25 protein-coding genes and 1 pseudogene are annotated in these 26,523 nt (G+C 31.6%); 18 read left to right on the forward strand and 8 right to left on the reverse strand.

Annotated features, from left to right (window positions below; genetic code table 11):
* The first annotated feature begins 558 nt into the window (after positions 1-558).
* Positions 559-867 carry a hypothetical protein gene (locus QNK89_RS11670; protein ID WP_340171341.1) on the forward strand — a complete coding sequence of 103 codons (309 nt, stop codon included), beginning with the start codon at positions 559-561 and terminating at the stop codon, positions 865-867.
* A 284-nt stretch (positions 868-1,151) separates the two neighbouring features.
* Here the strand turns inward: QNK89_RS11670 and QNK89_RS11675 are convergent, their stop codons facing one another.
* Positions 1,152-2,459, reverse strand: a complete 1,308-nt coding sequence (locus QNK89_RS11675; RefSeq protein ID WP_340171342.1) for an Omp28-related outer membrane protein — start codon at positions 2,457-2,459, stop codon at positions 1,152-1,154.
* 142 nt (positions 2,460-2,601) lie between these two features.
* Here QNK89_RS11675 and QNK89_RS11680 point away from each other — a divergent pair, with 142 nt between their 5' ends.
* Both QNK89_RS11680 and QNK89_RS11685 read left to right on the forward strand, forming a co-directional pair.
* Positions 2,602-3,081 carry a TlpA disulfide reductase family protein gene (locus QNK89_RS11680; protein ID WP_340171343.1) on the forward strand — a complete coding sequence of 160 codons (480 nt, stop codon included), beginning with the start codon at positions 2,602-2,604 and terminating at the stop codon, positions 3,079-3,081.
* 31 nt (positions 3,082-3,112) lie between these two features.
* On the forward strand, positions 3,113-4,909 hold the full coding sequence (locus QNK89_RS11685) for a DUF6029 family protein (RefSeq protein ID WP_340171344.1): 1,797 nt from the start codon (positions 3,113-3,115) through the stop codon (positions 4,907-4,909).
* 82 nt (positions 4,910-4,991) lie between these two features.
* Here QNK89_RS11685 and QNK89_RS11690 read toward each other — a convergent pair whose 3' ends face one another.
* Positions 4,992-7,493: a DUF5686 family protein gene (locus tag QNK89_RS11690; RefSeq protein WP_340171345.1), complete on the reverse strand. Its 2,502-nt coding sequence runs from the start codon at positions 7,491-7,493 to the stop codon at positions 4,992-4,994.
* A 74-nt stretch (positions 7,494-7,567) separates the two neighbouring features.
* Positions 7,568-8,545 (reverse strand): pyruvate dehydrogenase complex E1 component subunit beta, encoded by a 978-nt coding sequence (locus QNK89_RS11695; RefSeq protein ID WP_340171346.1) that lies wholly within the window; start codon positions 8,543-8,545, stop codon positions 7,568-7,570.
* 206 nt (positions 8,546-8,751) lie between these two features.
* Between QNK89_RS11695 and QNK89_RS11700 the strand changes: the two genes are divergently transcribed.
* The 12 genes from QNK89_RS11700 to lspA all read left to right on the forward strand — a co-directional run bounded on the left by QNK89_RS11700 (position 8,752) and on the right by lspA (position 19,847).
* Positions 8,752-9,498 carry an electron transfer flavoprotein subunit beta/FixA family protein gene (locus QNK89_RS11700; RefSeq protein ID WP_340171347.1) on the forward strand — a complete coding sequence of 249 codons (747 nt, stop codon included), beginning with the start codon at positions 8,752-8,754 and terminating at the stop codon, positions 9,496-9,498.
* A 20-nt stretch (positions 9,499-9,518) separates the two neighbouring features.
* Positions 9,519-10,481: an electron transfer flavoprotein subunit alpha/FixB family protein gene (locus tag QNK89_RS11705; protein ID WP_340171348.1), complete on the forward strand. Its 963-nt coding sequence runs from the start codon at positions 9,519-9,521 to the stop codon at positions 10,479-10,481.
* A gap of 77 nt (positions 10,482-10,558) precedes the next feature.
* The gene (locus tag QNK89_RS11710; protein ID WP_340171349.1) at positions 10,559-11,173 is read left to right on the forward strand and encodes a bifunctional nuclease family protein; all 615 of its coding nucleotides are present in this window, start codon (positions 10,559-10,561) and stop codon (positions 11,171-11,173) included.
* Positions 11,174-11,177: 4 nt separating this feature from the next.
* Positions 11,178-12,917 (forward strand): nucleoside transporter C-terminal domain-containing protein, encoded by a 1,740-nt coding sequence (locus tag QNK89_RS11715; RefSeq protein WP_340171350.1) that lies wholly within the window; start codon positions 11,178-11,180, stop codon positions 12,915-12,917.
* A gap of 253 nt (positions 12,918-13,170) precedes the next feature.
* Complete coding sequence (locus QNK89_RS11720; protein ID WP_340171351.1) at positions 13,171-13,995, forward strand: thymidylate synthase; 825 nt, start codon at positions 13,171-13,173, stop codon at positions 13,993-13,995.
* Between the two features lie 5 nt (positions 13,996-14,000).
* A complete protein-coding gene (locus tag QNK89_RS11725; RefSeq protein ID WP_340171352.1) occupies positions 14,001-14,219 on the forward strand; it encodes a hypothetical protein in 219 nt (72 codons plus the stop codon).
* Positions 14,220-14,603 (forward strand): energy transducer TonB, encoded by a 384-nt coding sequence (locus QNK89_RS11730; protein ID WP_340171353.1) that lies wholly within the window; start codon positions 14,220-14,222, stop codon positions 14,601-14,603.
* A gap of 51 nt (positions 14,604-14,654) precedes the next feature.
* Positions 14,655-15,545 (forward strand): dihydrofolate reductase, encoded by an 891-nt coding sequence (locus QNK89_RS11735; protein ID WP_340171354.1) that lies wholly within the window; start codon positions 14,655-14,657, stop codon positions 15,543-15,545.
* On the forward strand, positions 15,532-16,734 hold the full coding sequence (locus QNK89_RS11740) for an OmpA family protein (protein ID WP_340171355.1): 1,203 nt from the start codon (positions 15,532-15,534) through the stop codon (positions 16,732-16,734). The genes QNK89_RS11735 and QNK89_RS11740 overlap by 14 nt, the downstream gene beginning before the upstream one ends.
* Positions 16,735-16,809: 75 nt before the next feature.
* Entirely contained in the window at positions 16,810-18,366 is a 1,557-nt protein-coding gene (locus tag QNK89_RS11745; RefSeq protein WP_340171356.1) for an FAD-dependent protein, read from the forward strand.
* A gap of 99 nt (positions 18,367-18,465) precedes the next feature.
* Complete coding sequence (fabD, locus tag QNK89_RS11750) at positions 18,466-19,359, forward strand: ACP S-malonyltransferase (protein ID WP_340171357.1); 894 nt, start codon at positions 18,466-18,468, stop codon at positions 19,357-19,359.
* Between the two features lie 2 nt (positions 19,360-19,361).
* Positions 19,362-19,847, forward strand: coding sequence for a signal peptidase II (lspA, locus tag QNK89_RS11755; RefSeq protein ID WP_340171358.1), 486 nt, complete (start codon positions 19,362-19,364; stop codon positions 19,845-19,847).
* 33 nt (positions 19,848-19,880) lie between these two features.
* Here lspA and QNK89_RS11760 read toward each other — a convergent pair whose 3' ends face one another.
* The 3 genes from QNK89_RS11760 to QNK89_RS11770 form a co-directional block, all read right to left on the reverse strand.
* Positions 19,881-20,072 (reverse strand): hypothetical protein, encoded by a 192-nt coding sequence (locus QNK89_RS11760; protein ID WP_340171359.1) that lies wholly within the window; start codon positions 20,070-20,072, stop codon positions 19,881-19,883.
* 171 nt (positions 20,073-20,243) lie between these two features.
* Positions 20,244-21,257 (reverse strand): UDP-glucose 4-epimerase GalE, encoded by a 1,014-nt coding sequence (gene galE, locus QNK89_RS11765; RefSeq protein WP_340171360.1) that lies wholly within the window; start codon positions 21,255-21,257, stop codon positions 20,244-20,246.
* 144 nt (positions 21,258-21,401) lie between these two features.
* Positions 21,402-22,559, reverse strand: a complete 1,158-nt coding sequence (locus tag QNK89_RS11770) for a DegT/DnrJ/EryC1/StrS family aminotransferase (protein WP_340171361.1) — start codon at positions 22,557-22,559, stop codon at positions 21,402-21,404.
* Between the two features lie 168 nt (positions 22,560-22,727).
* Between QNK89_RS11770 and QNK89_RS11775 the strand changes: the two genes are divergently transcribed.
* Together QNK89_RS11775 and QNK89_RS11780 are read left to right on the forward strand one after the other, a co-directional pair.
* Entirely contained in the window at positions 22,728-23,954 is a 1,227-nt protein-coding gene (locus QNK89_RS11775; RefSeq protein WP_340171362.1) for a glycosyltransferase N-terminal domain-containing protein, read from the forward strand.
* A 114-nt stretch (positions 23,955-24,068) separates the two neighbouring features.
* Complete coding sequence (locus QNK89_RS11780) at positions 24,069-24,392, forward strand: hypothetical protein (RefSeq protein ID WP_340171363.1); 324 nt, start codon at positions 24,069-24,071, stop codon at positions 24,390-24,392.
* A gap of 170 nt (positions 24,393-24,562) precedes the next feature.
* Here the strand turns inward: QNK89_RS11780 and proC are convergent, their stop codons facing one another.
* Entirely contained in the window at positions 24,563-25,360 is a 798-nt protein-coding gene (gene proC / locus QNK89_RS11785; RefSeq protein ID WP_340171364.1) for a pyrroline-5-carboxylate reductase, read from the reverse strand.
* Positions 25,361-25,561: 201 nt separating this feature from the next.
* Positions 25,562-25,981 carry a hypothetical protein gene (locus QNK89_RS11790; protein ID WP_340171365.1) on the reverse strand — a complete coding sequence of 140 codons (420 nt, stop codon included), beginning with the start codon at positions 25,979-25,981 and terminating at the stop codon, positions 25,562-25,564.
* A gap of 129 nt (positions 25,982-26,110) precedes the next feature.
* On the opposite strand from QNK89_RS11790, the pseudogene QNK89_RS11795 reads away from it, so the two are divergent.
* Positions 26,111-26,275 (forward strand): annotated as a pseudogene (locus QNK89_RS11795) (SUMF1/EgtB/PvdO family nonheme iron enzyme); the annotation flags it as partial.
* Positions 26,276-26,523 lie beyond the last annotated feature (248 nt).

The following is a 26,523-nucleotide window of genomic DNA, read 5'->3' on the forward strand; positions in this document are numbered from 1 at the left end:
GTTTAACATAATTCAAACAAAAAAATTCATAGATTATTTCTAATCAAAAGTAATATGCTGGTAAGCACCTAAGTCTGGAGAAGCAGTTCTACTTATACCTAAAACATCTTGAGGTACTAGGACCTGCATTAAACCCAAATACAGGCGAAGAAAACTTAATGCGTGACGATTAATACCTGCAATTAGTCCTTATAGCGACACCATTAGCATTCCAACTAACATTTTTATAGTGTTGGTATTACTGGCACTGGAGCTCTTGAGGATAATATTATTGATTGGGTATGGGTAGAACTACGAGATGCAAATGATAACACATCGATAATTGCAGAAAAATCAGCATTATTACAAAGAGATGGTGATATTTTAGATATTGATGGTATTTCTAGTCTTGCATTCGATGTTCCAGGTACTAATTACTATGTTGCTATTAAACATAGAAACCATTTAAGTATTATATCAAGTACACCTATAGCGTTATCGATAATTACTACAAGTATTAATTTTAGCGACGTAACTAAACCAATTACATTTGGCTCTAATGCACAAACTAACTTTGGAATGCCTTCAGACACATTAGCAATGTGGGCAGGGAATGTAAATAGTGATACTGTAGTACAGTATTCTGGAGTCACTCCAGACATTATAAGTATTTTGTCTGAAGTATTAAGTGATTTGGGAAACTTACTTAATTTACCAACATACGTGGTGAATGGATACAGTTCTAATGACATAAACATGGATGGAAAAACTCAATATACAGGAACAGAACCAGACACACCTTTTGTGCTTCAGAATGTTTTAGTTCACCCGAGTAATTTTTTAAACTTTAGTACGTATCAAATACAAGAACAATTACCAGAAGATTAACAACAAATAAAAATTTGAATAAACCTAGAAGTCTCTAGCATTGCATCAAATTGAATTTCTACATGATTCTTAGGACTCATAAAGCAATATACAAACCACCATTTAATACAATACACCCATAGTATAAAAACACTACTTTTAAAAGGAGATAATAATGTATAAAAAAAGCGCGACCAAAATGGTTCGCTTTTTTTTAGTCTTGTTTTAAAAGTAAAATTAACTAGATAATTAAACAAAAAAAAGGCCTCCAAACATGGAAGCCTTTTTCTATATATAAAACAATATTAGTCGAAATCTTTATTCTCTCCTAAATCAGCTTTTTGAACATTTAACGCTTTGTTATCTGGGCCAACTACAAAAGCAACAAGCTCTAATTCACTTGTATCTTGAACTGTTCCAGGAACAGTTAAAGTATAGTTAGCTGTGTGTGTGCTCCCTGTATCAGAATCTGCCGCTGGTATTGCATCACCAAAAACATCTGTAAAAACAGTACGTGCTACATGATCATGTACAAAACCTACAATTGGATTACCTGTTTGGTACCAAGGGCTTGAAGAATCTCCATTATAATAGTTTACTTGGTTGTAAACTAAACCATTCTCTAATAAATAAACAACAATTCTATTATCTGAACTTGCTTTTAAATCATAGTGTACGTTTACCTCAGCAGTAATTGTAGAGCCAGAAAGAGAAGAAGTAATTGATAATCCCATATTTTGTCTCGTATTTATGTGTGAAGACAATTGGTTAAAGTTTTCATTCCACGTTGTTGTTCTATTAATTTTAGCAGTTGGAAATCCATTAACACCAAAAGCACTTTCCATTTGGTTAGCATATGGAAATAACATTTGGTTATCATCATGTATTGCTACTGGTATAATATTACCGTTTTGGTTTACTGCATCTTCTAAAGAAGAAGCAACTCTTGGGCAATAACCACACCATGTACCTGTATAATCTTCAATCATAACTTTAGTTGTATGTGTAGATGCTACTGCATTTAAAACAACTGTATTAGAAACTAAATCAGAACCATCAGGTAATACATAAGTTGCATAAACATTATATGTACCAGCACTTGCAAAAGTAGCAGGATTCGTTAATGTTCCAGACTCTGCAGTATAAGTAACCAAACCAGTTTGGTTAACTCCAAAGTTATCTGTTACTACAAAAGCAGCACTTCCTGAATCAAACCAAAAATCATTTACATTTGTTGTAAGAGTTAATGCAGTTGGAGTACTTGCTTCTTGAACATTTATAGTTACAGAATTAGTTAGACTACCATTAGTAGCAGTAACAGTAAAATCTGCAGCAGAAGTAAATGTGTAAGGATTTGCAATTACTGCACCTCCAAGTGTTAGCACTGAACTTGAAGTGACATCTGTACCTAAATTGTTTACAACAGTAAAAGTTACAGCTTCTCCTGTAAGAGCACTAGATGGGTTACCTGTTACAGTAATTGAAGTTGCCGCAGCTCCTCCTCCACCTCCACCATTTCCATCTCCACTTCCATCATCAGAACCGCTACATGCAAATGCAAAAACCACGAAGGTTAATACTACTAATTCTTTTAAAATACTTTTTACTCTCATTTTGGTATGTGTTTTGTTAATAAATACTAATTATCCATTATCTCAGACAATTTTTGTTTCAATGTTCTAATCTATAACATATTTATCAAAAAATTCAAAAATAAATCACTAATTTTATAAAAAATATTTAATAATATATCAAATGAAACAATTCCTTCTTTTATTATTAACTGCTATAACTATTAATGTTACAGCTCAAGAAACTTTACCTTCTATAGAAATTAAAACTTTAGATGGAAACACAACTAGCTTACAAAAAATAAGTAAAGACAATGATCTTATTGTTGTCTCATTATGGGCTACTTGGTGTGTACCTTGCAAGAACGAATTAGATGCAATAAATGATGTTTATACAGATTGGCAGGAAGAAACAAATGTAAAACTATATGCTGTTTCTGTAGATGACTCTAGAACTGTAAATCGCGTAAAGCCTTTAGTAAATGGAAAATCATGGGAATTTGACATCTTACTAGACACTAATAATGACCTCAAAAGAGAATTAGGAGCAGCAACTGTTCCACTTACATTAATAATAAAAAACGGAAAAATTGTGTATAGACATTCTGGCTATACACCTGGAGCTGAAGACGAATTATTCGAAGAAATCAAAAAACATTTTTAAACTACAAAAACTAATCAACCAACCAACCTAAATGAAAAAAATCGCAATTTTCATTGTGCTAATACTTCCTATTGTAAGTTTTGCACAAGAAACAGATACAGAAGACAATACGATATTTTCACAATTTTTAGATAACCTTTCTGGTAATTTAGAAACTAATGCGCAGTGGTACACTAATGACTCTAAATTAGGTGAGTTTGTAGATCCCATTGCTGAATTTGATTTAAGAGATGAACACGTAAGAGTTAATAGTTATTTACGCTTAGATTATAATTTTTTAAAGAACTTTACAGTAGGCTTACAAGCTGAAAGTTACGAACCTTTTCCACTTATTAACTATTATCCAGAATATAACGATACACAAATAGCAACCTATTATGCTAATTTTAGAAACGAGCAATTAGACGTTACAGCAGGTTACTTTTATGAACAATTTGGTAGCGGTTTATTACTACGTGCCTTTGAAGAAAGACAACTAGGTCTTAATACAGCTTTAAGAGGTGGACGTGTTAAATATGCTCCTACAGACTATTTTGATGTTACAGCATTATATGGGCAACAACGTATTGCTTTTAATGTATCCGATAGTGATATTTTTGGTTTTGATGCTAATTTTGATGTTTCAAAAGTATTAGAAATCAAAGGTGTAAATCGTTTAAATTTAGGCTTTAGCTACGTAGGCAAACAAGAAGATTTTACGCCTCCAGTAGATGAGTTTGATCCAGATTACGAGTTTGACACTTCTGCTTTTCCTGAAATGATAAATTCTTACTCAGCTAGATTAGATTTAGATTTAGGGAATGTTTATTTTAAAACAGAATATGCTTTAAAAGGAGAAGATGTTTCTTTTATCCCTCCTTCTTTACCAGGAACTGGCGTTCTTGAAGGAAAATATTTTGATGGAAACGCCCTTATTTTTACAGCAGGATATAGTAAAAAAGGATTAGGAGTTATTTCTACATTTAGACGTATAGAAAACATGGTTTCTACTGCTGAAAGAAATGCAGCAGATATTTCTTCTGTTGAGTTTCAATTTAACATGCAAAACTTTAATTACCTTCCTACTTTAACTAAACAGCAAGACTATTCTTTAGCAAACATATATATCTATAATGTACAGCCTGGATTATTTTTACAAAATTTTGGTGGACAAGCCGGAGAAATAGGTAACAACCTTGATGTTTTTTCCAACTTTAAAAAAGGCTCTACTTTAGGTGGTAAATATGGAACAAAATTTACAGCCAACTTTGCATATTGGGCACTCTTAGATGCCGAGTTTGATCAGGCAGAATCTACTTACAATGCCGAGTTTTTAAAGTTTGGTAAGCGCTTAAACAGAGACTTTAACTTTGAAGTAAGAAAGAAAATATCTAAAAATTGGTCTTCAATTTTCACATATATAAACTCTATTATTGATAAAGGTGTTGCCTTGGGAGGAAACCTAGGCACAGATGGTGACATAAAATCTCAAGTTGCTATTTTTGATGTTACACACAAGCTAGGTAAAGGAAAATCTTTTAGAGTAGAAGCACAACATTTATGGACAAAACAGGACAGAAAAAACTGGGTAGGTGGAACTTTAGAATATATTGCAAATAGAAGACTAGGCTTTTACGTTTCAGATATTTATGATTATGGTAATGATAATGAGTTTAGCACAGAAACAAAGGCACATTATTATAATATTGGTGGCAGCTATACTAAAGGTGCTACTCGTGTTGCTTTAAATTACGGAAGACAACGTGGTGGCTTACTATGTGTTGGTGGTGTTTGTAGAATTGTACCAGAAAACACAGGTCTTTCTTTAAATCTAGCTACTTCATTTTAAAACTTAATATTTAAGACTAAAAAATATAAAAATAGGCTTCCAAATGGAAGCCTATTTTTATATACTCTAAGTATTATGTGGATTAAAAATAAAACCCAAAGCTACCTGTTACACCAAATTTTCTAGCATCAGGATTTACAATTGGATCTAAATAATTTCCTCTAAAGTTAAAATCTATTCTAAAGACTTTAAAAATATTACCAACACCAACGCTGTATTCGTAATAAGCTTCTTTGTTTGGAGCAACATAAACTAAACCTGAAGCATTTATGTCTCTATTTTGTTGCGACACGTTACCCATGACTCCTCTAAATCCAACAATAGCTCTAAGGTTATATTTTTTAAGCAAAGGAATTCTTGAAAACAAACGTCCATTAAAATTATGTTCTACATGAAGCGTGGCATATTCATCTGTTACAAATTCATAAAAATCTAAATTAGAAAACGTATTATATATTGAAAAATAACTTTGGTTTCCAGGTACAACACTCATTAAGCCTAATGGAACTTCTCCGTACGTTTTACCTACCTCAAGACTAGTTGTTAAGCGACCTAAACTACCCAAAGCCCATGGTTGGTAGTAAGAAAACTGTAGTTTCTTATAATCGAAATCACTATTAAACAAATCTGGATCTCCAACAGTAACTTGCGCAAAAAGCCTAGCAAAGTCATCGTTTTTTGTTCTACGTTCTACACCAAAACCTGTCATTTCTCGTTTTGGAAAATAAGAAAGAGATAAAGCAGTTTCGTATTGTTTAACTTCCGATTCTGTTGTAGTTTGGCTTGCATCTGTAAAATAATCTAAACTAAAGGTTGGTGATGCAGACTCTAGTGTTTTATAGGTTCCACTTAAGCGCGTAACAAAATTTCTAAACACTTCTGCTTCTAATGCTAAAGTGGTTAAATTAACAGTCGTTAACTTATCGTTAATTCCTGTATTTACAACAGATGAAGATGCAAAACTACGTCCTAAAACATCTGTAGAGCTTGTTAAGCTTGCTCCTATTTGCTCTACATCTCTCCGGTTTCCTCCAGAAATAATTAATCTACTTTTCTTATCTATTAACCATTTACCAGAAATGCCATATTTAAATTTATCGTCTTTAAAACCATAAGCTAGAAATCCTTCTAAACGCCATAAATCGTTTTGTCCAAAATAGGTTCTTCCACCACCTCTTAACCTTACTCCTTCAACTTCATTATAACCAAATGTTGAAAAAATAGGCCCATAATCTAAATTTAGCTCATCAAACTCTATGTAGCCAGAAGCTAATATGCTTCCTAAATTATATAATCGTTTAAACTTTTTAGTTTTCTTTAAAGAATCAAGCATGACATAGACACCTTGTTCATCTTTGCTTAAAGATTCCATTCTGTTTTTATCCCAAAAGGCTTCGTCTTGGTTATACAAATCTTCATCAAAGCTGTAAATTTTTTCTTTATAAAATTTAGGCTCTTTCTCTTCATTAAACTTATAATTATTATATAAGGTTGTTCGTTTTCCATAAATACCTTGAGATTTTTCTTTTTTATTAAAAGCAAAATCAGACATAAAATAATCTCTCTTTATTAAAAATGTTGAATCGTTTAAAACATCGAAGTCTTGTTCAATATATATTTCTTTAACCCAGTTAATATTTGCGCTTTTAGAAGCTTGCATATTAATATTCTTAATAGCAAAAGTGGTGTCTGCAACCCAAAAATCGCCTTTAAAGGTTAACTCGTTTTTTCTACGTGGATAATAAATAATATTATAACACCATTTATTATCTATAAAAGAGCTGTCTGCTAAAACATAATTATAGGTTTGAATTCCTGTTCTAGAAATTGGGCTGGTAAAACTCTTATCGAAAAATTTTAAATAGTTATTATAAATATCATAATCACTATACAAATCATCAACAAAATCAATAATAACTTGGTTATTACTAAAACCAGAATTTTTGTTACCTTTTAATATCTCGCGTTTTTCTTTTATAATATTATCTCCATAAACTTGCGCAGAAGACTCGTTTATAAACATTGGTAAATACGTTTTACCAGTTACTTTAGATGTATCTACTTGCTCGAAAATAAATTCCATCCCTTTAAATAATTTACTTTTCATTGTTGCGCTATCAATTGTATTTAAATCGAACTCTACCTTTTCATATTTATCGTATTGGTATTGTTTATACTGTTTTAAACCATTGCTTCTTTTATTTGCCCATATTTTACGAAGAATATCTATTGCAGGATTATTTTTCTTTGGTTGCTTACCACTTACAAGAACAACTTCATCAAGAGTAGCTGTATCCTCTAGCAATACAACATTAAACTTGTAGTTTACCTTTTGTGTTAGTTTTACATTTTGTGTTTGAAAACCAATAAATGAATACACGATGGCCTCATGAGTTTCATCATCTTCTATGTAATAAGTTCCATTCTCATCTGTAATTGTACCAATGCTTGTGCCTTCAAAATAAATATTAACATAAGGTACAGGATCGTTAGCCTCATCATACACATGACCACTAACTTTAGTTTGTGCTAAGGCAGTAAAAGATATTAATGCAAAGATTAATAGAAGTAATTTATTTTTCATAGAATTCCGATATAAACAAAAAACTTCATCAACAAATGTGCTAATGAAGTTTGTCTTTAACTTTTTAAATGTTTTTATTTATACATCACCTTTTTTACCGCTTTAATTACCTCGTTATAATCTGGTAACCATTCTGCTAATAATACTGGTGAATATGGAGCAGGAGTATCTGCTGTATTAATTTTTACTACTGGTGCGTCTAAATAATCGAAAGCTTCAGCTTGAACCATGTAAGTAATATCTGTAGAAACATTTCCAAAAGGCCAAGCTTCTTCTAAAACTACCAAACGGTTTGTTTTTTTAACAGATTTTAAAATAGCTTCTTTGTCTAAAGGTCTAACAGTACGTAAATCTATAATTTCGCAAGAAATCCCTTCTTTAGCTAACTCGTCTGCTGCCTTATAAGCTTCTTTAATAATTTTACCAAAAGAAACTATAGTAACATCTGTTCCTTCTCTTTTTATATCTGCAACACCTAATGGGATAGTATACTCTCCTTCTGGAACTTCGCCTTTGTCTCCATACATTTGTTCACTTTCCATAAAAATTACTGGATCGTCGTCACGAATTGCAGATTTTAATAGTCCTTTGGCATCGTAAACATTAGAAGGCACTACAACTTTTAAACCAGGAGTATTGGCAAACCAACTCTCGAAAGCTTGAGAATGAGTTGCTGCTAGTTGTCCTGCAGATGCTGTTGGTCCTCTAAAAACTATTGGACATTTAAATTGGCCACCAGACATTTGTCTAATTTTAGCAGCATTATTTATTATTTGATCAATACCAACTAAAGAGAAATTAAAAGTCATGTATTCTACAATAGGTCTATTACCTGTCATTGTAGAACCAATAGCTATTCCTGCAAAACCAAGCTCTGCAATAGGAGTATCTATTACTCTTTTGGCACCAAACTCATCTAACATACCTTTAGATGCTTTGTAAGCACCATTATATTCTGCTACTTCTTCACCCATTAAATAAATGCTTTCATCTCTGCGCATTTCTTCACTCATGGCTTCGCATATAGCATCTCTAAATTGAATTGTCTTCATATTCTTTATAATATTGAAACAAAAATAGGAATAACTATAAACTAAAGCAGAAGAATTTATTTAAAATTTACTATGCGTGCATAGTATTTTTATGAAATAAAATATTTATCTTCGTAAGCTGAAAAAAGAAGCTTAGATTTAACCTATGGCGATAACGTTATAGTAAAGCGTTTTTTAAAAAATTGTCTTAATTTTAAAAAAAAAATATGAAAATTTTAGTGTGTATAAGTCACGTACCAGACACTACATCAAAAATTAATTTTACAGATGGAGATTCTAAATTCGACACAAATGGTGTACAATTTGTAATAAACCCTAACGATGAGTTTGGATTAACGCGTGCCATGTGGTTTAAAGAGAAACAAGGTGCAACTGTAGATGTTGTAAATGTTGGTGGTGCAGAAACAGAACCTACTTTACGTAAAGCTTTAGCTATTGGTGCAGATGCAGCAATAAGGGTAAATACAGAAGCTAAAGATGGCTTTCAGGTTGCTAAAGAATTAGCAAAAGTAACACAAGATGGTGGATACGATTTAGTAATTGCTGGTCGTGAATCTATTGATTATAATGGAGCTATGGTTCCAGGAATGTTATCTGAATTAATAGGTGCAAACTTTGTAACTAACTGTATTAATTTAGAAGTTGAAGGCACAAGCGCTTCAGCTTCAAGAGAGATTGATGGAGGAAAAGAAACAGTCTCAACAAGTTTACCTTTAGTAATTGGAGGACAAAAAGGATTAGTTGAAGAAAGCGATTTACGTATTCCAAACATGAGAGGTATAATGATGGCTCGTAAAAAACCTTTAACTGTAATAGAACCTACAAATGCAAACACAGACACTTCTTCTGTACAGTTTGAAAAGCCAGCACCTAAAGGTGCTGTTACATTAGTAGACGCAGGAAACATAGACGAGTTAGTAAACTTACTTCATAACGAAGCAAAAGTCATTTAATCATCTTAAAAAAAATAAACATGTCAATTTTAGTATATACAGAATCAGAAAACGGAAAATTTAAGAAGACAGCTTTAGAGGTCGCTTCTTATGCAAAAGCATTAGCAAACCAATTAAAAACTACTGTTACAGCTGTTACAGTAAATGCAACAGATACAAGCGAATTAGGGAATTATGGAGTAGATAAAGTATTGAATGTTATAAATTCTGCTTTAGATAAATTTAATGCAAAATCATATTCAGCAATTATAAAGCAAGCAGCAGAAAAAGAAGATGCTAAAGTAGTTGTGGTTAGCCAAAGTGCAGACAGCAAATATTTAGCTCCTGTTTTAGCAGTTGGATTAAACGCAGGTTACGCTTCAAATGTAGTTGGAGTACCATCAAACACAACTCCATTTACGGTAAAACGTACAGCGTTTACAAATAAAGCTTTTAATATGACCACTATTAATACAGATGTAAAAATAGTAGGCGTTTCTAATAATGCTTTTGGATTGGTTGAAAATAGCGGAAGTGCTACTTCTGAAGATTTTTCTCCTACACTTCCAGAATCTGGTATAACAGTTCAATCAGTAGATAAAGCTACAGATAAAGTAACAATTGCAGATGCCGAAATAGTAGTATCAGCTGGTCGAGGATTAAAAGGCCCAGAAAATTGGGGAATGATAGAAGAATTAGCCGAAGTTCTAGGTGCAGCAACAGCATGTTCTAAACCAGTTAGTGATTTAGGCTGGAGACCTCATAGTGAACACGTTGGACAAACAGGAAAACCTGTAGCTTCTAATTTATATATAGCTATTGGTATTTCTGGAGCAATTCAACATTTAGCAGGAATAAACGCTAGTAAAGTAAAAGTTGTAATTAATACAGATCCTGAAGCTCCTTTCTTTAAAGCTGCTGACTATGGGATTGTTGGTGATGCTTTTGAAGTAGTACCAACACTTATCGAAAAATTAAAAGCATTTAAAGCGACAAACGCTTAATTTTTTATAAATTGTGCTCGTAAAAAAGCGGTTTAAGTTGCATTTTACAATTTAAATCGTTTTTTTATTTTTAATATATGAGTTTAGTAAGACTAAAAATAAAAGGAATATCATACAGCCAAACACAAAATGGCGCGTATGCTTTAATATTAAACGAAGTAGATGGAGAACGCAAATTACCAATCGTAATAGGTGCTTTTGAAGCACAATCTATTGCTATTGCTCTTGAAAAAGAAATTAGTCCTCCTCGTCCACTCACTCACGACTTATTTAAAAATTTCGCAGATAGATTTGATATTGTTGTAAAACAAGTTATCATCCATAAATTAGTAGATGGTGTTTTTTATTCTAGCTTAATTTGCGAACGTGATAATATTGAAGAAATAATCGATGCTAGAACCAGTGATGCTATTGCTTTAGCTTTACGTTTTCAAGCATCAATTTTTACTTATAAAAACATATTAGACAAAGCTGGAATCTACTTAAAGGTAGATCCAAGTAAAGAAGATGAAGATACAGATATAGACAGTATTCTAGTTGAAGACATAATTAATGAAGAATTAGAACATATTACAAAAGAAGACTACAAATCTCATACTCTAGAAGAATTAAATAACCTCCTAAACGAAGCTGTTGCAAACGAAGACTACGAAAAAGCGGCAAAAATTCGTGATGAGATTTCTAAACGCTAACCTTATGATTAAGAATTTACTATTAACTATTACAGCTATTTTTTTTGGAATAATAACTTCTTTTGGGCAGGATTTAGAGAAAACATGGGAAAATATTCCAGCTTCATCTTATGTTTATGGAGAAGTTCCTTTTGAGATTGATGATTTCAAATTTTTAGAATTTAATAATGGCTCTTTTAGTTTTTTAAAATCTGAAACTGAAGTCCAAGCAAATGGAGATTACATACATCAAAACAATGTATTAGTTCTATATTTCGATGAGCCAAACGATACAATTGTAAAATATAAAATAAGAGAGTTTACAGATTCTACGTTAGTGTTTTCTGGAAAAAAAAGTATTGCTAGATTTAGTTCAGTTACAAATAACTCTGACAAATCTATTGAAGATAAATTAGCAAAAGCTGATATTACAACAACCGATAATGACTCAATTATCCCAAGTCAGGGTTTCTCGATTAATAGTCTTTTGAGAGGTTTATTAGGAATGATTTCTTTAATCTTTATTGCATTTTTATTCAGTAGTAATAGACGTGCAATTAAATGGAAAACAGTAGGATTAGGCCTAGCCTTACAACTGGTTATCGCCATTGGAGTATTAAAAGTTGATTTTATAAAAACCATTTTCGAATTTATAGGAAGAGGTTTTATAGAACTTTTAAGCTTTACACAAGCAGGAAGCGAGTTTCTATTTGGTGGCATGTTAGATGTTAATTCTTTTGGGTTTATTTTCGCTTTTCAAGTACTACCAACAATTCTATTCTTTTCTGCTTTAACTTCTGTACTCTTCTATTTAGGTGTTATACAAAAGCTTGTTCAAGCATTAGGTTGGTTATTATCTAAAGTATTAGGTATTTCTGGAGCCGAAAGCTTAAGCGTTGCAGGAAACATTTTTTTAGGTCAAACTGAAGCACCACTTTTAATAAAAGCTTATTTAGAAAAAATGAATAAGTCTGAAATTCTACTTGTCATGATTGGTGGTATGGCAACTGTTGCAGGAGCTGTATTAGCGGCTTATATAGGTTTTCTAGGAGGAGAAGACGAAGCTTTAAAATTATTTTACGCCAAACATTTATTAGCAGCTTCTGTTATGGCTGCTCCAGGAGCTATTGTAATTTCAAAAATATTATATCCACAAACTGAAAAAATCGATACAGATGTAACTGTATCTCAAGAAAAAATAGGTTCTAATTTTTTAGATGCTATAGCAAATGGAACAACAGAAGGTTTAAAATTAGCTGTAAATGTAGGTGCTATGCTTTTAGTATTTGTTGCTTTCATAGCAATGTTTAATGGCATTCTTGGCGCAATTGGAGAAGTGACATCTCTAAATACACTTATTACTGCCAACACACCTTACCAAAGCTTATCGTTAGAGCTTATCCTTGGATATCTTTTTGCGCCTTTAATGTGGTTAATGGGAGTTGCAGAAGAAGATATGGCATTAATGGGACAACTTTTAGGTATTAAATTAGCAGCAAGTGAGTTTATAGGCTACATACAATTAGCAGAACTTAAAAATGTTGCAAACGCAACACATTTAACTTACGAGAAATCTATTATCATAGCTACTTATATGCTTTGTGGATTTGCTAACTTTGCCTCTATTGGAATACAAATTGGAGGTATAGGTTCTTTAGCACCAGGACAACGAAAACAACTTTCTAAATTTGGAATGAAAGCACTAATTGGTGGAACAATCGCTTCTTTAATTTCTGCTACAATTGCAGGAATGATTATTGGATAAACTAATTTCTTACAAAAGCAAGAAGCTTTTAATTGAGAGAAATACAACATATTTTAAAAACGCTCCTAACGGTAAATTGTTTCGAGCGTTTTTTATAAAAAAATTCAACGTTAATAACTTTTCATATAAATAGCCATAAGAATTTATCGTAAAAGTACTTTTTCTTTAAATTCGTATTAGTAATTTTTATAATTTAAAATTTTAGCAACATTATTATTAATTAAGAGATTCCTGTCTTTACAGGAATAATATTATGAAACAATATCACGACTTAGTAAAGCACGTTTTAGAAAACGGAAACGAAAAGGGAGACAGAACTGGTACAGGAACAAAAAGTGTTTTTGGGTACCAAATGCGTTTTGATCTAAGCGAAGGTTTTCCAATGGTTACAACTAAAAAACTACACTTAAAATCTATTATATACGAGCTACTTTGGTTTTTAAAAGGTGATACAAATATTAATTACCTAACAGAAAATGGGGTTAAAATCTGGAACAGTTGGGCAGATAAAAACGGTGATTTAGGACCTGTTTACGGTCACCAATGGCGTAATTGGAATAGTGATGAGGTAGACCAAATTACAGATGTTATTAACACATTAAAAACCAATCCAAATAGTAGACGCATGATGGTGTCTGCTTGGAATCCTTCAGTTTTACCAGACACCTCAAAATCTTTCGACGAGAATGTTGCCAATAGTAAAGCTGCTTTACCACCTTGCCATGCCTTTTTTCAGTTTTATGTAGCAGATGGTAAATTGTCTTGCCAACTCTACCAACGTAGTGCAGACATCTTTCTTGGTGTTCCTTTTAACATTGCTTCTTATGCATTATTCACAGAAATGATGGCACAAGTTTGTGGCTACCAAGCTGGAGAGTTTATTCACACCTTTGGAGACGCACATATTTACAACAATCATGTTGAGCAATTAGGATTACAACTCTCTCGCGATTGCAGACCATTGCCAAAAATGAAGTTAAATCCAGATATTAAAAATATTTTCGATTTTAAATTTGAAGATTTTACGTTGGAAGATTACAATCCGCATCCACACATTAAAGGTGCAGTTGCGGTATAAATTTTATGAAAAAAACATTTAAAACACTACTATTATTCTTTTCTATAAGTTTAGGTTTTTCACAAGAAGAAACAAAAGACGAAATAATTTCACTCACAGATGAAGGTAAAACAAATACAGATGCAGAAGAAATAGCTTTTACTGTTATTGAACGCGTTCCAATTCATGCCAACTGTAACGAATCTCTTAGTAATCAAGCATTAAAAAAATGCATGAATAATTAAATGATGTTACTTATTATTAAAAATTTTAATGTAGATCTCGCTACAGATTTAAACTTACCTAGCGGAAAAAATAGAATACACACTTTATTTAGTATAAATAAAGATGGTTTAGTCGACAATATTAGAGTAAGAGCTCCACATCCCAAATTGGAAGAAGAAAGTAGAAGGCTTATTAATTTAATACCTATATTTAAAAAACCAGGCATGCATAAAGGCAAACCGGTTAACGTTACTTTTGCTTTACCAATAAATTTCATGGTAGGAGGCAGCACAAAAGTTTTAACTAAAAAAGAAAAAAAGGCAATAGAACGTGACAAAAGAAAACTTGCAAAAAAAATTGAAAAACAATTAAAGCAAGCAAAAAAAGATGCCAGAAATAAATAAATTATTAGAGATTAATACAAATCATCTAATATTTAAATTAAAAACACTTTTATGTTTGGAAAAAAAAAACAAAAACCACAAATAAATCAAGAGCAATTAGCACTTATAGAAAACGCACAACGTCGTGTTAAACAAAAAAAAGGACTATATGTCCATTTTGTAATTTTCTTAATTGGCGCAGTATTTCTAATACTTGCTAATACTGTTTTAGGCATTGGAAAAGACCTTACCATTTTTGGCTTAAATTGGTTTGTAATTGCTATTTCTGTATGGTTATTTTTCTTTTTATACCATGTGTTTAATGTGTTTATTACTAATAAATTTATGGGTAAAGACTGGGAGAAATCGGAAATAGAAAAGTTAGTTGCAAAACAACAAGAAAAAATTGAAGCATTAAAAAGGACTATCCAACCTGAAGTTAAAAAAGAGGCAATACAAACAATTAAACACCATAAAAGCCTAACAATTATTGTCGCTGCAGGAGAAAACAACGAAATAGGAAAAGATAATGATCTTATTTGGCACTTAAAAGACGACCTAAAGCGTTTTAAATCTTTAACTTCTGGACACCACATAATAATGGGTCGTAAAACTTTTGAAAGCTTCCCAAAACCGCTTCCTAATAGAACTCATGTTGTGATTTCAAGACAGAAAGACTACCAAGTACCAGAAGGCGTCTTGGTAGTGAATTCTATAGAAGATGCTCTAGATGCTGCAAATGGAGACAGTCAGCCTTTTATAATTGGTGGTGGAGAAATTTACAAACAAGCCATGCCTTTTGCTTCTAAAATAGAATTAACACGTGTGCATTCTACGTTCGAAGCAGATACTTTTTTTCCAGAATTAAATTTAAAAGAGTGGAAAGAAACAGAAAGCAAAGTTCATGCTCAAGATGAAAACCATAAGTATGCATTTTCTTTTTTAACATATGAAAGGCACTAAACCAAGACTAACACAAAATAGCATCGTATTTATTTTACTAATTATAAGTAAATTAAGTTTTGCACAATTAGAAGTATCTAATATTTCTAATGCAAACCAATTAATGAATAGCCTACTTGGAGATGGCGAAAACATAATTATTAGCAACACAACTATTAAAGGTAGCAAAAAAACTTTTGGGCTTTTACCACAGCCTCAAAGTATAATGTTTTTTTTTAAAGAAGGTATTATAATGAGTACTGGAGTTGCAAAAGATGCTGAGGGACCAAACAACGACACAAAAAAAAGCTCAAAAATTAATTTTTTAAGTGATAATGATATTAATATAATAGCAGATAGAAAAGGCTGTTATGACACTGCTTTGTTTGAGTTTGATCTTATATCTGCTACAGACGAAATTGAATTTAAATACTGTTTTGCTTCAGAAGAATATTCTGAATATGTATTTAAAAATGTTAATGACGTTTTTATATTTTTAGTCACCAATACAGACACTAAAGCATCAAAAAATATAGCCTTATTAAATGGAGATGTTAATACACCTATTACTGTAGACCATATAAATTTAAAGATTAATTCAGAATATTATATTGAAAATTTCACATACGATGTTTCAACAATAGAAACACTTCAAAAAGATGAAAAAAAATTCGAGTTAGCAAAAACTTTCCAGTATGATGGGTTTACAACTATTTTAACAGCAAGAACAAAAGTAATCCCAAATGTTAAATATCACTTTAAACTAGGTATTAGCGATGTTGGAGACCAACTTTATGATTCTGCAATGTTTCTAGAAACAAATTCTTTAAAAAGTATAGGCAAAAAACCAAAACAAGAAGTTTTACTAAGTACTTTAGAGGCTAAAATTCCTTCAGATGTTTTAATACATTTTGAAACAGACTCTTATGAAATAATAAGAAAACATCATTTTTTATTACTAGATAAAATCGTTAAATCATTAAAAAACAATCCTAAACTTACTATTAAAATTATTGGGCACACAGATTCCGTTGGTTCCATTAATTATTACCACAAACTCTCTCTTAGAAGAGCAAGCACCATAAGTAATTACCTATATAGTAATGGTGTTAGTAAAAACCGTTTTACAATAGAAGGCTATGGAGAAAGTAAACTTAAAAATAATGTAGCAAAAGATAATCGTCGTGTAGAAATAATATTCTTCAAGTAAACCCATAACTTTTATTGCCAGAAAACATCAACATTACTATTGTTAAAAACCATCATTTTTCCCTAATTTTACAACATGGTAAAAGACATACAATTACGTTTAACCTTAAAAGACGAAGAATGTAGTGATATATTGCTAATAAAAGCAGCTCAATATTTAAGCATTCCTAGAGAGGATATTACAGGAATAAAAGTGTTGCGCAAATCTATAGATGCCAGAAAAGCTAAGATTATTCTTAACTATAAATTATCTATTTATATAAAGGAAGCTTTACCAGAAAAATCAGATTATCAATTTCATTACAAAGATGTTTCTAAGGCAAAACCCGTTCATATTATTGGTTTTGGACCTGCAGGAATGTGGGCTGCTTTAAGATGTATAGAGTTAGGCTACAAACCTATTGTTCTAGAACGCGGTAAAAATGTTCAAGATCGTAGACGCGATTTAAAAGCCATTAACCAAGACCATTTTGTAAACGAAGACTCCAACTACTGCTTTGGTGAAGGAGGTGCAGGCACTTATAGCGATGGTAAATTGTATACAAGAAGTTTAAAACGTGGTGATGTAATAAAAATATTCGAAAATCTAGTCTTCCATGGTGCAACAGAGCAAATTTTAGTAGATGCACATCCACATATTGGAACTAATAAACTACCAAAAGTGGTTCAAAATATTCGAGAAAATATTATAAAATTTGGAGGTGAAGTTCATTTTGAAACGCGTCTAACAGATTTTAATATAAAAAATAACAAAATAGAATCTATAGTACTGCAAAATGGCAACGAGATGGTAACAGACCGTGTTATTCTGGCAACAGGACATTCGGCTAGAGACATTTTCTATCTTCTAGATAAAAAGAAGATTGCTTTAAAAGCAAAATCTTTTGCAATGGGAGTTCGTGTAGAACATCCACAATACATTATAGACTCTATACAATACCATTGTTCTGGTGAGCGTCATGAATCTTTACCAGCAGCTTCCTATAGTTTAGTACAACAAGTTAAAGATCGTGGTGTTTATTCTTTTTGCATGTGTCCTGGTGGATTTATTGTACCAGCAGCTACTGCAAATGGCGAAGTAGTAGTAAACGGAATGTCGCCATCTCGACGCAATAATAAATTTGCAAATTCTGGAATTGTAGTAGAAATTAATGTAGATCAAGACATCCCAAAATACGAACAATTTGGTGCTTTAAAAGGCTTAGAATACCAAAAAAACTTAGAACGTATTGCGTTTACATCTGGAGGAAGAACTCAAGCAGCTCCTGCACAACGCTTAACAGACTTTGTAGAAGGTAATTTATCAAACTCTTTAAACGAAACGTCTTATCAACCTGGTTTAAATAGTGCACCATTACATTCCCTATTACCAAAATTAATTGGTAGCAGATTACGAAAAGGCTTTGAAGCTTTTGGCCGAAAAATGAATGGCTATTATACTGCAGAGGCTAATATAATTGGTGTAGAATCTAGAACAAGCTCTCCTGTAAATATTCCTAGAACCGAAACTTTACAACATCCAGAAATTTCTAATTTATTTCCGTGTGGAGAAGGTGGTGGTTATGCTGGTGGCATTATTAGTGCAGCTATGGATGGCGAACGTTGTGCTGAAGCTGCAGTTGTTGGGTTATAACAAACTATACCAAATACAAAGAAAGTAAAAAAGGCTAACAAATGGTCTTGGTACTTTTTACAGAATTTATTCCTATTTTTGTCATTCAAAATTAAACCAATGAAAGCATATATATTTCCAGGTCAAGGCGCTCAATTCTCAGGAATGGGCTTAGATTTATACGAAAACTCACCAGAAGCTCAGCATTTATTTGAAGATGCAAATGAAATTTTAGGATTTCATATTACAGACATTATGTTCGAAGGTACTGCTGAAGCTTTAAAAGAAACTAAAGTTACGCAGCCAGCAATATTTTTACACTCTGTAATTTTAGCAAAAACCTTAGGTGAAAATTTTAAACCAGATATGGTTGCAGGTCACTCTCTTGGTGAATTTTCTGCATTAGTTGCTAATGGCACCTTAACTTTTGAAGATGGTTTGCGTTTAGTTTCACAACGTGCTTTAGCTATGCAAAAAGCTTGTGAAATACAACCAAGTACTATGGCTGCAGTTTTAGGTCTAGAAGATGCTTTAGTTGAAAAAATATGTAATGAAACAAAAGGTATTGTTGTACCTGCTAATTATAATTGTCCAGGACAACTTGTAATATCTGGAGAAATTGAAGCCATTAATAGAGCTTGTGATGCTTTAAAAGAAGCTGGAGCAAGACGTGCTTTAGTGCTACCTGTTGGTGGTGCTTTTCACTCACCAATGATGGAGCCTGCAAGAGAAGAACTTGCAGCTGCCATAGAAAATACAAGTTTTAGCAAACCTAATTGCCCTATTTACCAAAATGTAACTGCAAGTGCTATTTTAGATGAAGCTAAAATAAAAGCTAACTTAATTTCTCAATTAACTGCTCCTGTTCGTTGGATACAATCTATAGAACAAATGATAACAGATGGTGCAACACTTTTTACAGAGGTTGGTCCAGGAAAAGTATTACAAGGTTTAGTAAAGAAAATTAATAGAGCAGCTGAAACTGCATCTGCCACAATAGAAAGCGCTTCTTAATTATGAAAAATAAAAGAACGCTTTTTATAATTTTACTTGTTGTTTTTAATATTGCTATAGACCAGATTTCTAAATTTTGGATAAGAGCTAATGTTGTGGCTGGAAGTAAATCTCAAATTATTGGAGATTATTTTACATTACATAATGTTGAAAACGAAGGTGCCTTTTTAGGTTTAGGAAGTGATTTCAATCCTATACTAAAAATTATTTTGCTTAATGTTTTACCTATAGTAGTTCTCACACTCGTACTTATTCATGTATTTAGAGATAAAAATTTAGATAAATTTTCTTTAATTGGGTTTTGCTGTATTATTGGTGGTGGAATTGCAAATATTTATGATAGAATTATATATAAATCTGTAACAGATTTTTGGCACATAGATTTAGGAGGTGTATTTAGAACAGGAATTTTTAACATTGCAGACATGTCTGTTATGTTAGGAATGGGATTACTAATTTTAGGAAATTTTAAAAAGAAAAAAGCATAAAAAAGCCTCGATAATTATCGAGGCTATATTTTATTATTTAGCTAAAACACATTCTTCGCAATCTTTAACTTCTCCATAATACGTTTCTCTGTATTTATGTAAGGTTTTAATTGTAATACCTAAAAATTGACTTTTAACATAAGTTACTTTAGCGTTTAAACGTCCCATTTTAGGAGCGAATCTGTTTTCTTGAATGGTTTCTCTTTTTACTTGTATCAGTTTCATAATATCTATTTCATTAAGTCACAAAGAAACGTAGATTTACAACCAATTACAAAAATTAAAAGCTAAGTCTTTGTTAATCAAATAATTAATTAGAAATCAATAACTATTATACAATATAATTATTAAACTGTTAAAAAGTTGATACTATTGTTTAGAATATGATAATATAAATTAAAGCGTTTGTTGCCATTTCCATGCAGAATCCATAGCATCATCTAAAGTAGATTTTGCTTCCCAACCTAAAATCTCGTTAGCTTTTTTGATATTTGCATAAGCACAGATAACATCTCCTTCTCTCCTATCTACAACTTTATAATTTAGTTTTTGGTTTGAAACACGTTCGAAAGACTGAATGATTTCTAGTACTGAACTTCCAGTTCCTGTTCCTAAATTAAAAACTTCAAAATTGGTTTGAGGCTTTTTATTTAATAACCGTTGTAATGCTATTACATGTGCATTAGCTATATCAACAACATGAATATAATCGCGAATACAGGTTCCATCAGGTGTTGGATAATTATCGCCAAAAACAGACAACTCTTTTCTAATACCAGATCCTGTTTGTGTAATATAAGGCACTAGATTTTGAGGCACTCCTATTGGTAATTCTCCAATTTTCGCAGACTTATGTGCTCCTATTGGGTTAAAATACCGCAATGCGATTGCATTAAAATTTATACTGGCTTTACAAGTATCTTTTATAATTGCTTCTCCTATTTGTTTGGTGTTTCCATAAGGAGACTCTGCTGGCTTAATAGGAGCCGTTTCTGTAATTGGCATTATATCTGCTTGTCCATAAACTGTACAAGATGAACTAAAAATAAAATTAGAGGTTTCGCTGTTAGATAACTCTTGAAGTAAATAAATGAGGGTATTAATATTGTTTTCGTAATATAATAATGGGTTCTCAACACTTTCACCAACTGCTTTACTTGCTGCAAAATGAATAATACCAGAAATATCGTTGTGCTTTTTAAAAAAATGCTGTGTTTTAAGTTTATCTCTTAAATCGAAATTTTCGAACTCTGGTGCTTGATTTGTAATAGCTGTGATTCCTTCTAATACTTGTATTGAAGAATTAGATAAATTATCTATTATAACCACTTTAAAACCTGCTTCTTGAAGCGCAACTACTGTATGTGATCCAATATATCCTAATCCTCCAGTTACTAATATTTTTGACATTTTAAATTGGGCTTTAACTTTTAAATTATTCTAGTTTTTGCGAGAAGGATGGAAACGGAATCCTTTTTTGCTTTTTTTTAAGCAAAAAAGATATAGTGTAGAGCCTGACTTTTGGTAATTAAAACCAAAAGACTCGCCCAAATTTTAATTATTATCTATAAAATCTATTATAGTTTTGGTTATAAATGTTATTTGTTCGCCATCTAACTCTGTGTGCATAGGCAGAGAAATAACTTCTTTTACTAGCTGGTTTGTTACCTTAAAATTAGCTTCATCGTAACGCGAATCTAAATACGCTTTTTGTTTATGAAGAGGTATTGGGTAATAAACACCACAAGGAATACCGTTACTATTTAAGTGTTTTACCAAGGCATCTCTGTCTGCATTTTCAATTTTTAAAGTGTATTGATGGAACACGTGGCAATCGCATGTATCGCAAATACTATCGCATCCATTAACTGTTTTTGGTGTTGTTATATTTGGATGATTTGCAAATGCTTTATTGTATGCTCTAGCTGCGTTTCTTCGTGCATTATTGTACTTATCTAAATGTGACAATTTAGCATCTAAAACTGCTGCTTGAATAGAGTCTAAACGAGAATTTACTCCTACAACATCATGGTGGTAGCGTTCGTACATTCCATGATTTACGATACCTCTTAGTGTATGAGCTAAATCATCATCATTTGTAAAAATCGCTCCTCCATCTCCATAACATCCAAGGTTTTTAGAAGGAAAAAACGATGTTGATGCGACATGTCCTATTGTTCCAGACATTGCTTTTTCTCCTCTGCTATTAGTATATTTAGCGCCTATTCCTTGTGCGTTATCTTCAATAACATACAAGTTATGCTCTTTGGCTAAAGCCATTAAAGCTTCCATGTTTGCACACTGCCCAAATAAATGGACAGGTACTATAGCTTTAGTTCTGGGCGTAATAGCGTTTTTTACTGCCTCTATATTTATGTTAAAATCGTCTGGATTTACATCTACTAAAACAGGTGTTAAGTTTAACAAAGCAATAACCTCTACTGTTGCAGCAAAAGTAAAATCGGCAGTAATAACCTCATCTCCTGGCTTTAAACCTAATCCCATCATCGCTATTTGCAAGGCATCTGTACCATTAGCACATGGAATAACATGTTTAGCACCCAAATAATTTTCTAGGTTTTTTTGAAACTCATGAACCTTTGGTCCATTAATAAAAGTTGTGGTTTCTAAAACTTCTTGGATAGAATCGTTAACCACTGTTTTTATTTCTTTGTATTGACCTTTAAGGTCAACCATTTGGATTTTTTTCATGTGTTTGTTTGTTATTGTTTTTAACGATTATACGTTATTGTAAATTAATGATATCTAACTACTATAAAGTACTTACGTAATCGATTAATAAAACGAATTTACAAAATTCACAAATGCTAAACAATGAATTATGTATTTTAGCACAAAGCATTTTTAAAATTGAATTTATTGTACTCATTTGGAATTTACATTGCCAGTTTTATATTAAAAATTGTTGCCCTTTTTAACACCAAAATAAAACTAGGTGTAATAGGTCGTGAAGAAACTTTTAAAAAATTAAAAGCTACCATTAAAGCAAAAGACAAAACCTTGTGGTTTCATTGTGCGTCTTTAGGAGAATATGAGCAAGGCTTACCTGTTTTTACTGAATTAAGGAAAGATTATCCAAACCATAAAATTGTATTATCCTTTTTCTCTCCTTCTGGTTATGAAATAAGAAAAAATGCACCTTTTGCAGATATTGTTGTTTACATTCCTTTAGACACAAAAACAAATGCTAAACGTTTTATAGATAGTATTAATCCTGAGTTAACCGTTTTTGTTAAATATGAAATATGGCCTAATATTTTAAATGAATTAAAAAAAAGACAGTTAAAGGCTGTATTAATTTCAGCTGTATTTAGGGAGAATCAGTCTTTTTTTAAATGGTATGGAAAACACACAAAATCTGCTCTATTTGCCTTCGAACATATTTTTACTCAAAACAAAGCATCAAAATTGCTTTTAGAAAAAATAGGATATAATAATGCATCTGTTTCTGGTGATACTAGGTTTGATCGTGTTTCTAACCAATTATCACAAAACAACACTTTAGAATTTGTATCAGAATTTAAAGGAGATAATTTGTGTGTAGTAATAGGTAGTTCTTGGCCTGAGGATGAAAAACTAATTGTAAACTACATTAACACATTAGCTGATAAAGCTACAAAATTTATTATTGCACCACATAATATAAAGAAAAACCAGATTGAAGCTTTAAAAAGAAGCATATCAAGTTCTAGTTTACTTTTCTCTGAAAAAGAATCTAAAAATATTTCTAATTATAATGTACTAATATTAGACACTATTGGTCTACTTACAAAAGTTTATAATTATGCAGATATTGCATACGTAGGTGGAGCTTTAGGTATTACTGGACTGCATAACACTCTAGAAGCTGCGGTATTTGGTGTACCAATAATAATAGGTAATAATCATGAAAAATTTCAAGAGGCACAAGCAATGATTAATAATAAAGGAATGTTATCTATTTCTAGTCAAGAAGAACTAAACACTGCGCTCAACCAATTTATAGAAAATAAAGAAAAAAGGATAGAATATGGTTTAAATAATTACAATTATATTACTAAAAACAAAGGAGCTGTAGTTCAGATACTTAAGTTTTTACACATTTAAACTAAACTATTGATGTATTATCGATATTATATTAAAAAATACTAATTGAAAATGTTAAAATTAGTAATCAAAATAGTATTTTCGCATTACGAATTAATTTAAACACTAAAACCAATGAAAAAATTATTATTTAGCGCAGCTTTATTATTAGTATTAAGCGCAACGTTTACTTCTTGTAGAGAAGTTCAAGAAGGAGCAGAAAATGCAGGAGATGCTGTAGAAAATGCAGGAGATGCTGTTGGCGAAGCTGCTAACAATGCAGTTGATGCTGCTGGAAATGCTGTAGATGCAGCAGGAAACGCTGTTGAAGCGACTGGAGATGCAATTAAAGAAGCTGCTGATAAAGTAGAAGATAGTGCTAAAAAAGCAGTTGACGCAACTAAAGACGGTGTTAACGATGCAAAAAGCGCATTAAAAAAAGGTTTAGATAAACTATAAGTTTATACTTAAAAGTTATTTATTAAAATCGTCTAAACTAGTTTAGACGATTTTTTTATGCCTAATGCTTATCTTTTTTGATTTTGTTTTTTAGAATGGTAATTAGTAGTTCTATAAAACGCATTTTAAACACAATAAGAATATTTAAGTGCAAACCTTTAGTTTTGTACTTATGATAGTTTCTTTATTCCTTCAATTTTTTCAAAAGATGCAACCATTCCTCTAATTAAAGAAGAGCTTAAACCCTGATGTTCCATTTCGTTTAAACCTTCTATAGTACAACCCTTAGGAGTTGTTACTTTGTCAATTTCTTGTTCAGGATGATTACCTGTTGTAATTAATAAATTTGCAGCACCTTCTGCAGTGTACATTGCTAATTCTTGAGCTTCCTTTGCATCGAAACCAAGCTGTATTGCAGCTTGAGTAGTTGCTCTTATTAATCGCATCCAAAAAGCTATTCCGCTAGCACAAACTACTGTAGCTGCTTGCATTTGCCTCTCTGGTATTACTAAAGTTTTCCCTAGTAAATCGAAAATTTTAATTGCAGTATTTAACTTTAATTGTGTGTTTTCGTTACTACAAATACAAGTCATAGATTTACCAACAGCAATTGCGGTGTTTGGCATTGCTCTAATTACGGCATTTTCTTTTCCTATGATAGCCTCAATTTTCTCAATCGAAAATCCGGTAATAGTAGAAATTAAGGTGTGCTTTGCTGTAATATATTGAGTATTTTTACGAAGCACAGCTGCTAAATGGTTGGGCTGAACCGCAAAAATAATAACATCTGAGTTTGTTATTGCTAAAGCATTATCACTTGTAATTGTTACTTTTTTATCAGATTTAAGACCTTCTAAAGAATTAATATGGCGCTTTGTTAGATACAAAGATGAAATACTATTACTTGACAGTAAACCTTTTGCTATTGATAACCCTAAATTACCAGCTCCTATTATTACTACTTTCATTTAAAAAAATTGTTTTACGGTACAAATGTGAAAACTTCAATTTAAGTAATTTTATATAAACAGAAAAGCCGAAACTTTCGTTTCGGCTTTTCGTTTGTACACCCAATTGAGTTGTTTTCGAAACAAACACTCGAACTTTTAAAAAGCTTTGTATAAATTTCTTTAAAAAAATCAAACCCAAATTGAGTTTTACTATTGTAATTATACTTTATTAAATGTAATAACCACAGTTACTGTTACTCCATCTTCTGTTTGTTCAAGAGTAAAACTCATCACTGTATTGTTTGAGGAGAAAGTTAGCTCAGGTGTTATTGGGCCATCAGGAGTGAAATTTAAACTATAAACAGATGCTCCTAAATTACTCCATAAACCAGAAAATGTTTCAGGAAAGCAATTACCTAGAGTGTCTGTATTTTCTATATTCAATGTATAGCTTCCATCCTCAGAAACTTCTAAGTTATCAGTATCACACTCAAGAGGAACAGCTATCCCGTCTACAGTCTCACTAACCAGTTCCCAATTTCCAATAAATGGGTCTTGAATTGGGTTGTTTGAATCATCATCATTTGAACAAGATGACATACCAATAACTGCAATAAATAAATAAATAATTTTTTTCATTTTTTTAATTTTTTTAATTTTAGTTAGATTTAGAGTAAAAGTAGATATTTATTTTAAATTTATAATTTATTTATTCAAATATCTTTATAAAACTTATTTCCAATATGATTAATACAATTCAATTCTGCGTTTGATTTTTTATGCGCCAATTGGAAACATCCAGAAGGTCCAAAAAGTAATATTAAAGGAAAGAATAATTATCCTGTTGTTCATATAGCATTCGAGGATGCATTAGCCTATTGCAAATGGGCAAATAGACGTTTACCAACAGAAGCAGAATGGGAAGCTGCAGCGCATGTTTAATCCGCTATTGAAATATTGTTCCGCTGTTTGCCCAAAAGAGCTAAAAGAAATAAGTAAAGCGATTGTAAATAATATATTTTTCATAACAAGTTAGTTTACGGTTCTGTCGCATCTGCTAAAATTAAGCATCAAGTTTTAAACTAATTTAATTTTTTAAGAAGCTAATGATATAAATGATTTGTAGGTTGAACTTTCAGGGTTCACCAGTTGATTTTTCTTTATCATTCTAACTACTTCTA

This window comes from Lacinutrix sp. (genome assembly GCF_037625555.1).
Classification (GTDB): Bacteria; Bacteroidota; Bacteroidia; order Flavobacteriales; family Flavobacteriaceae; genus Lacinutrix.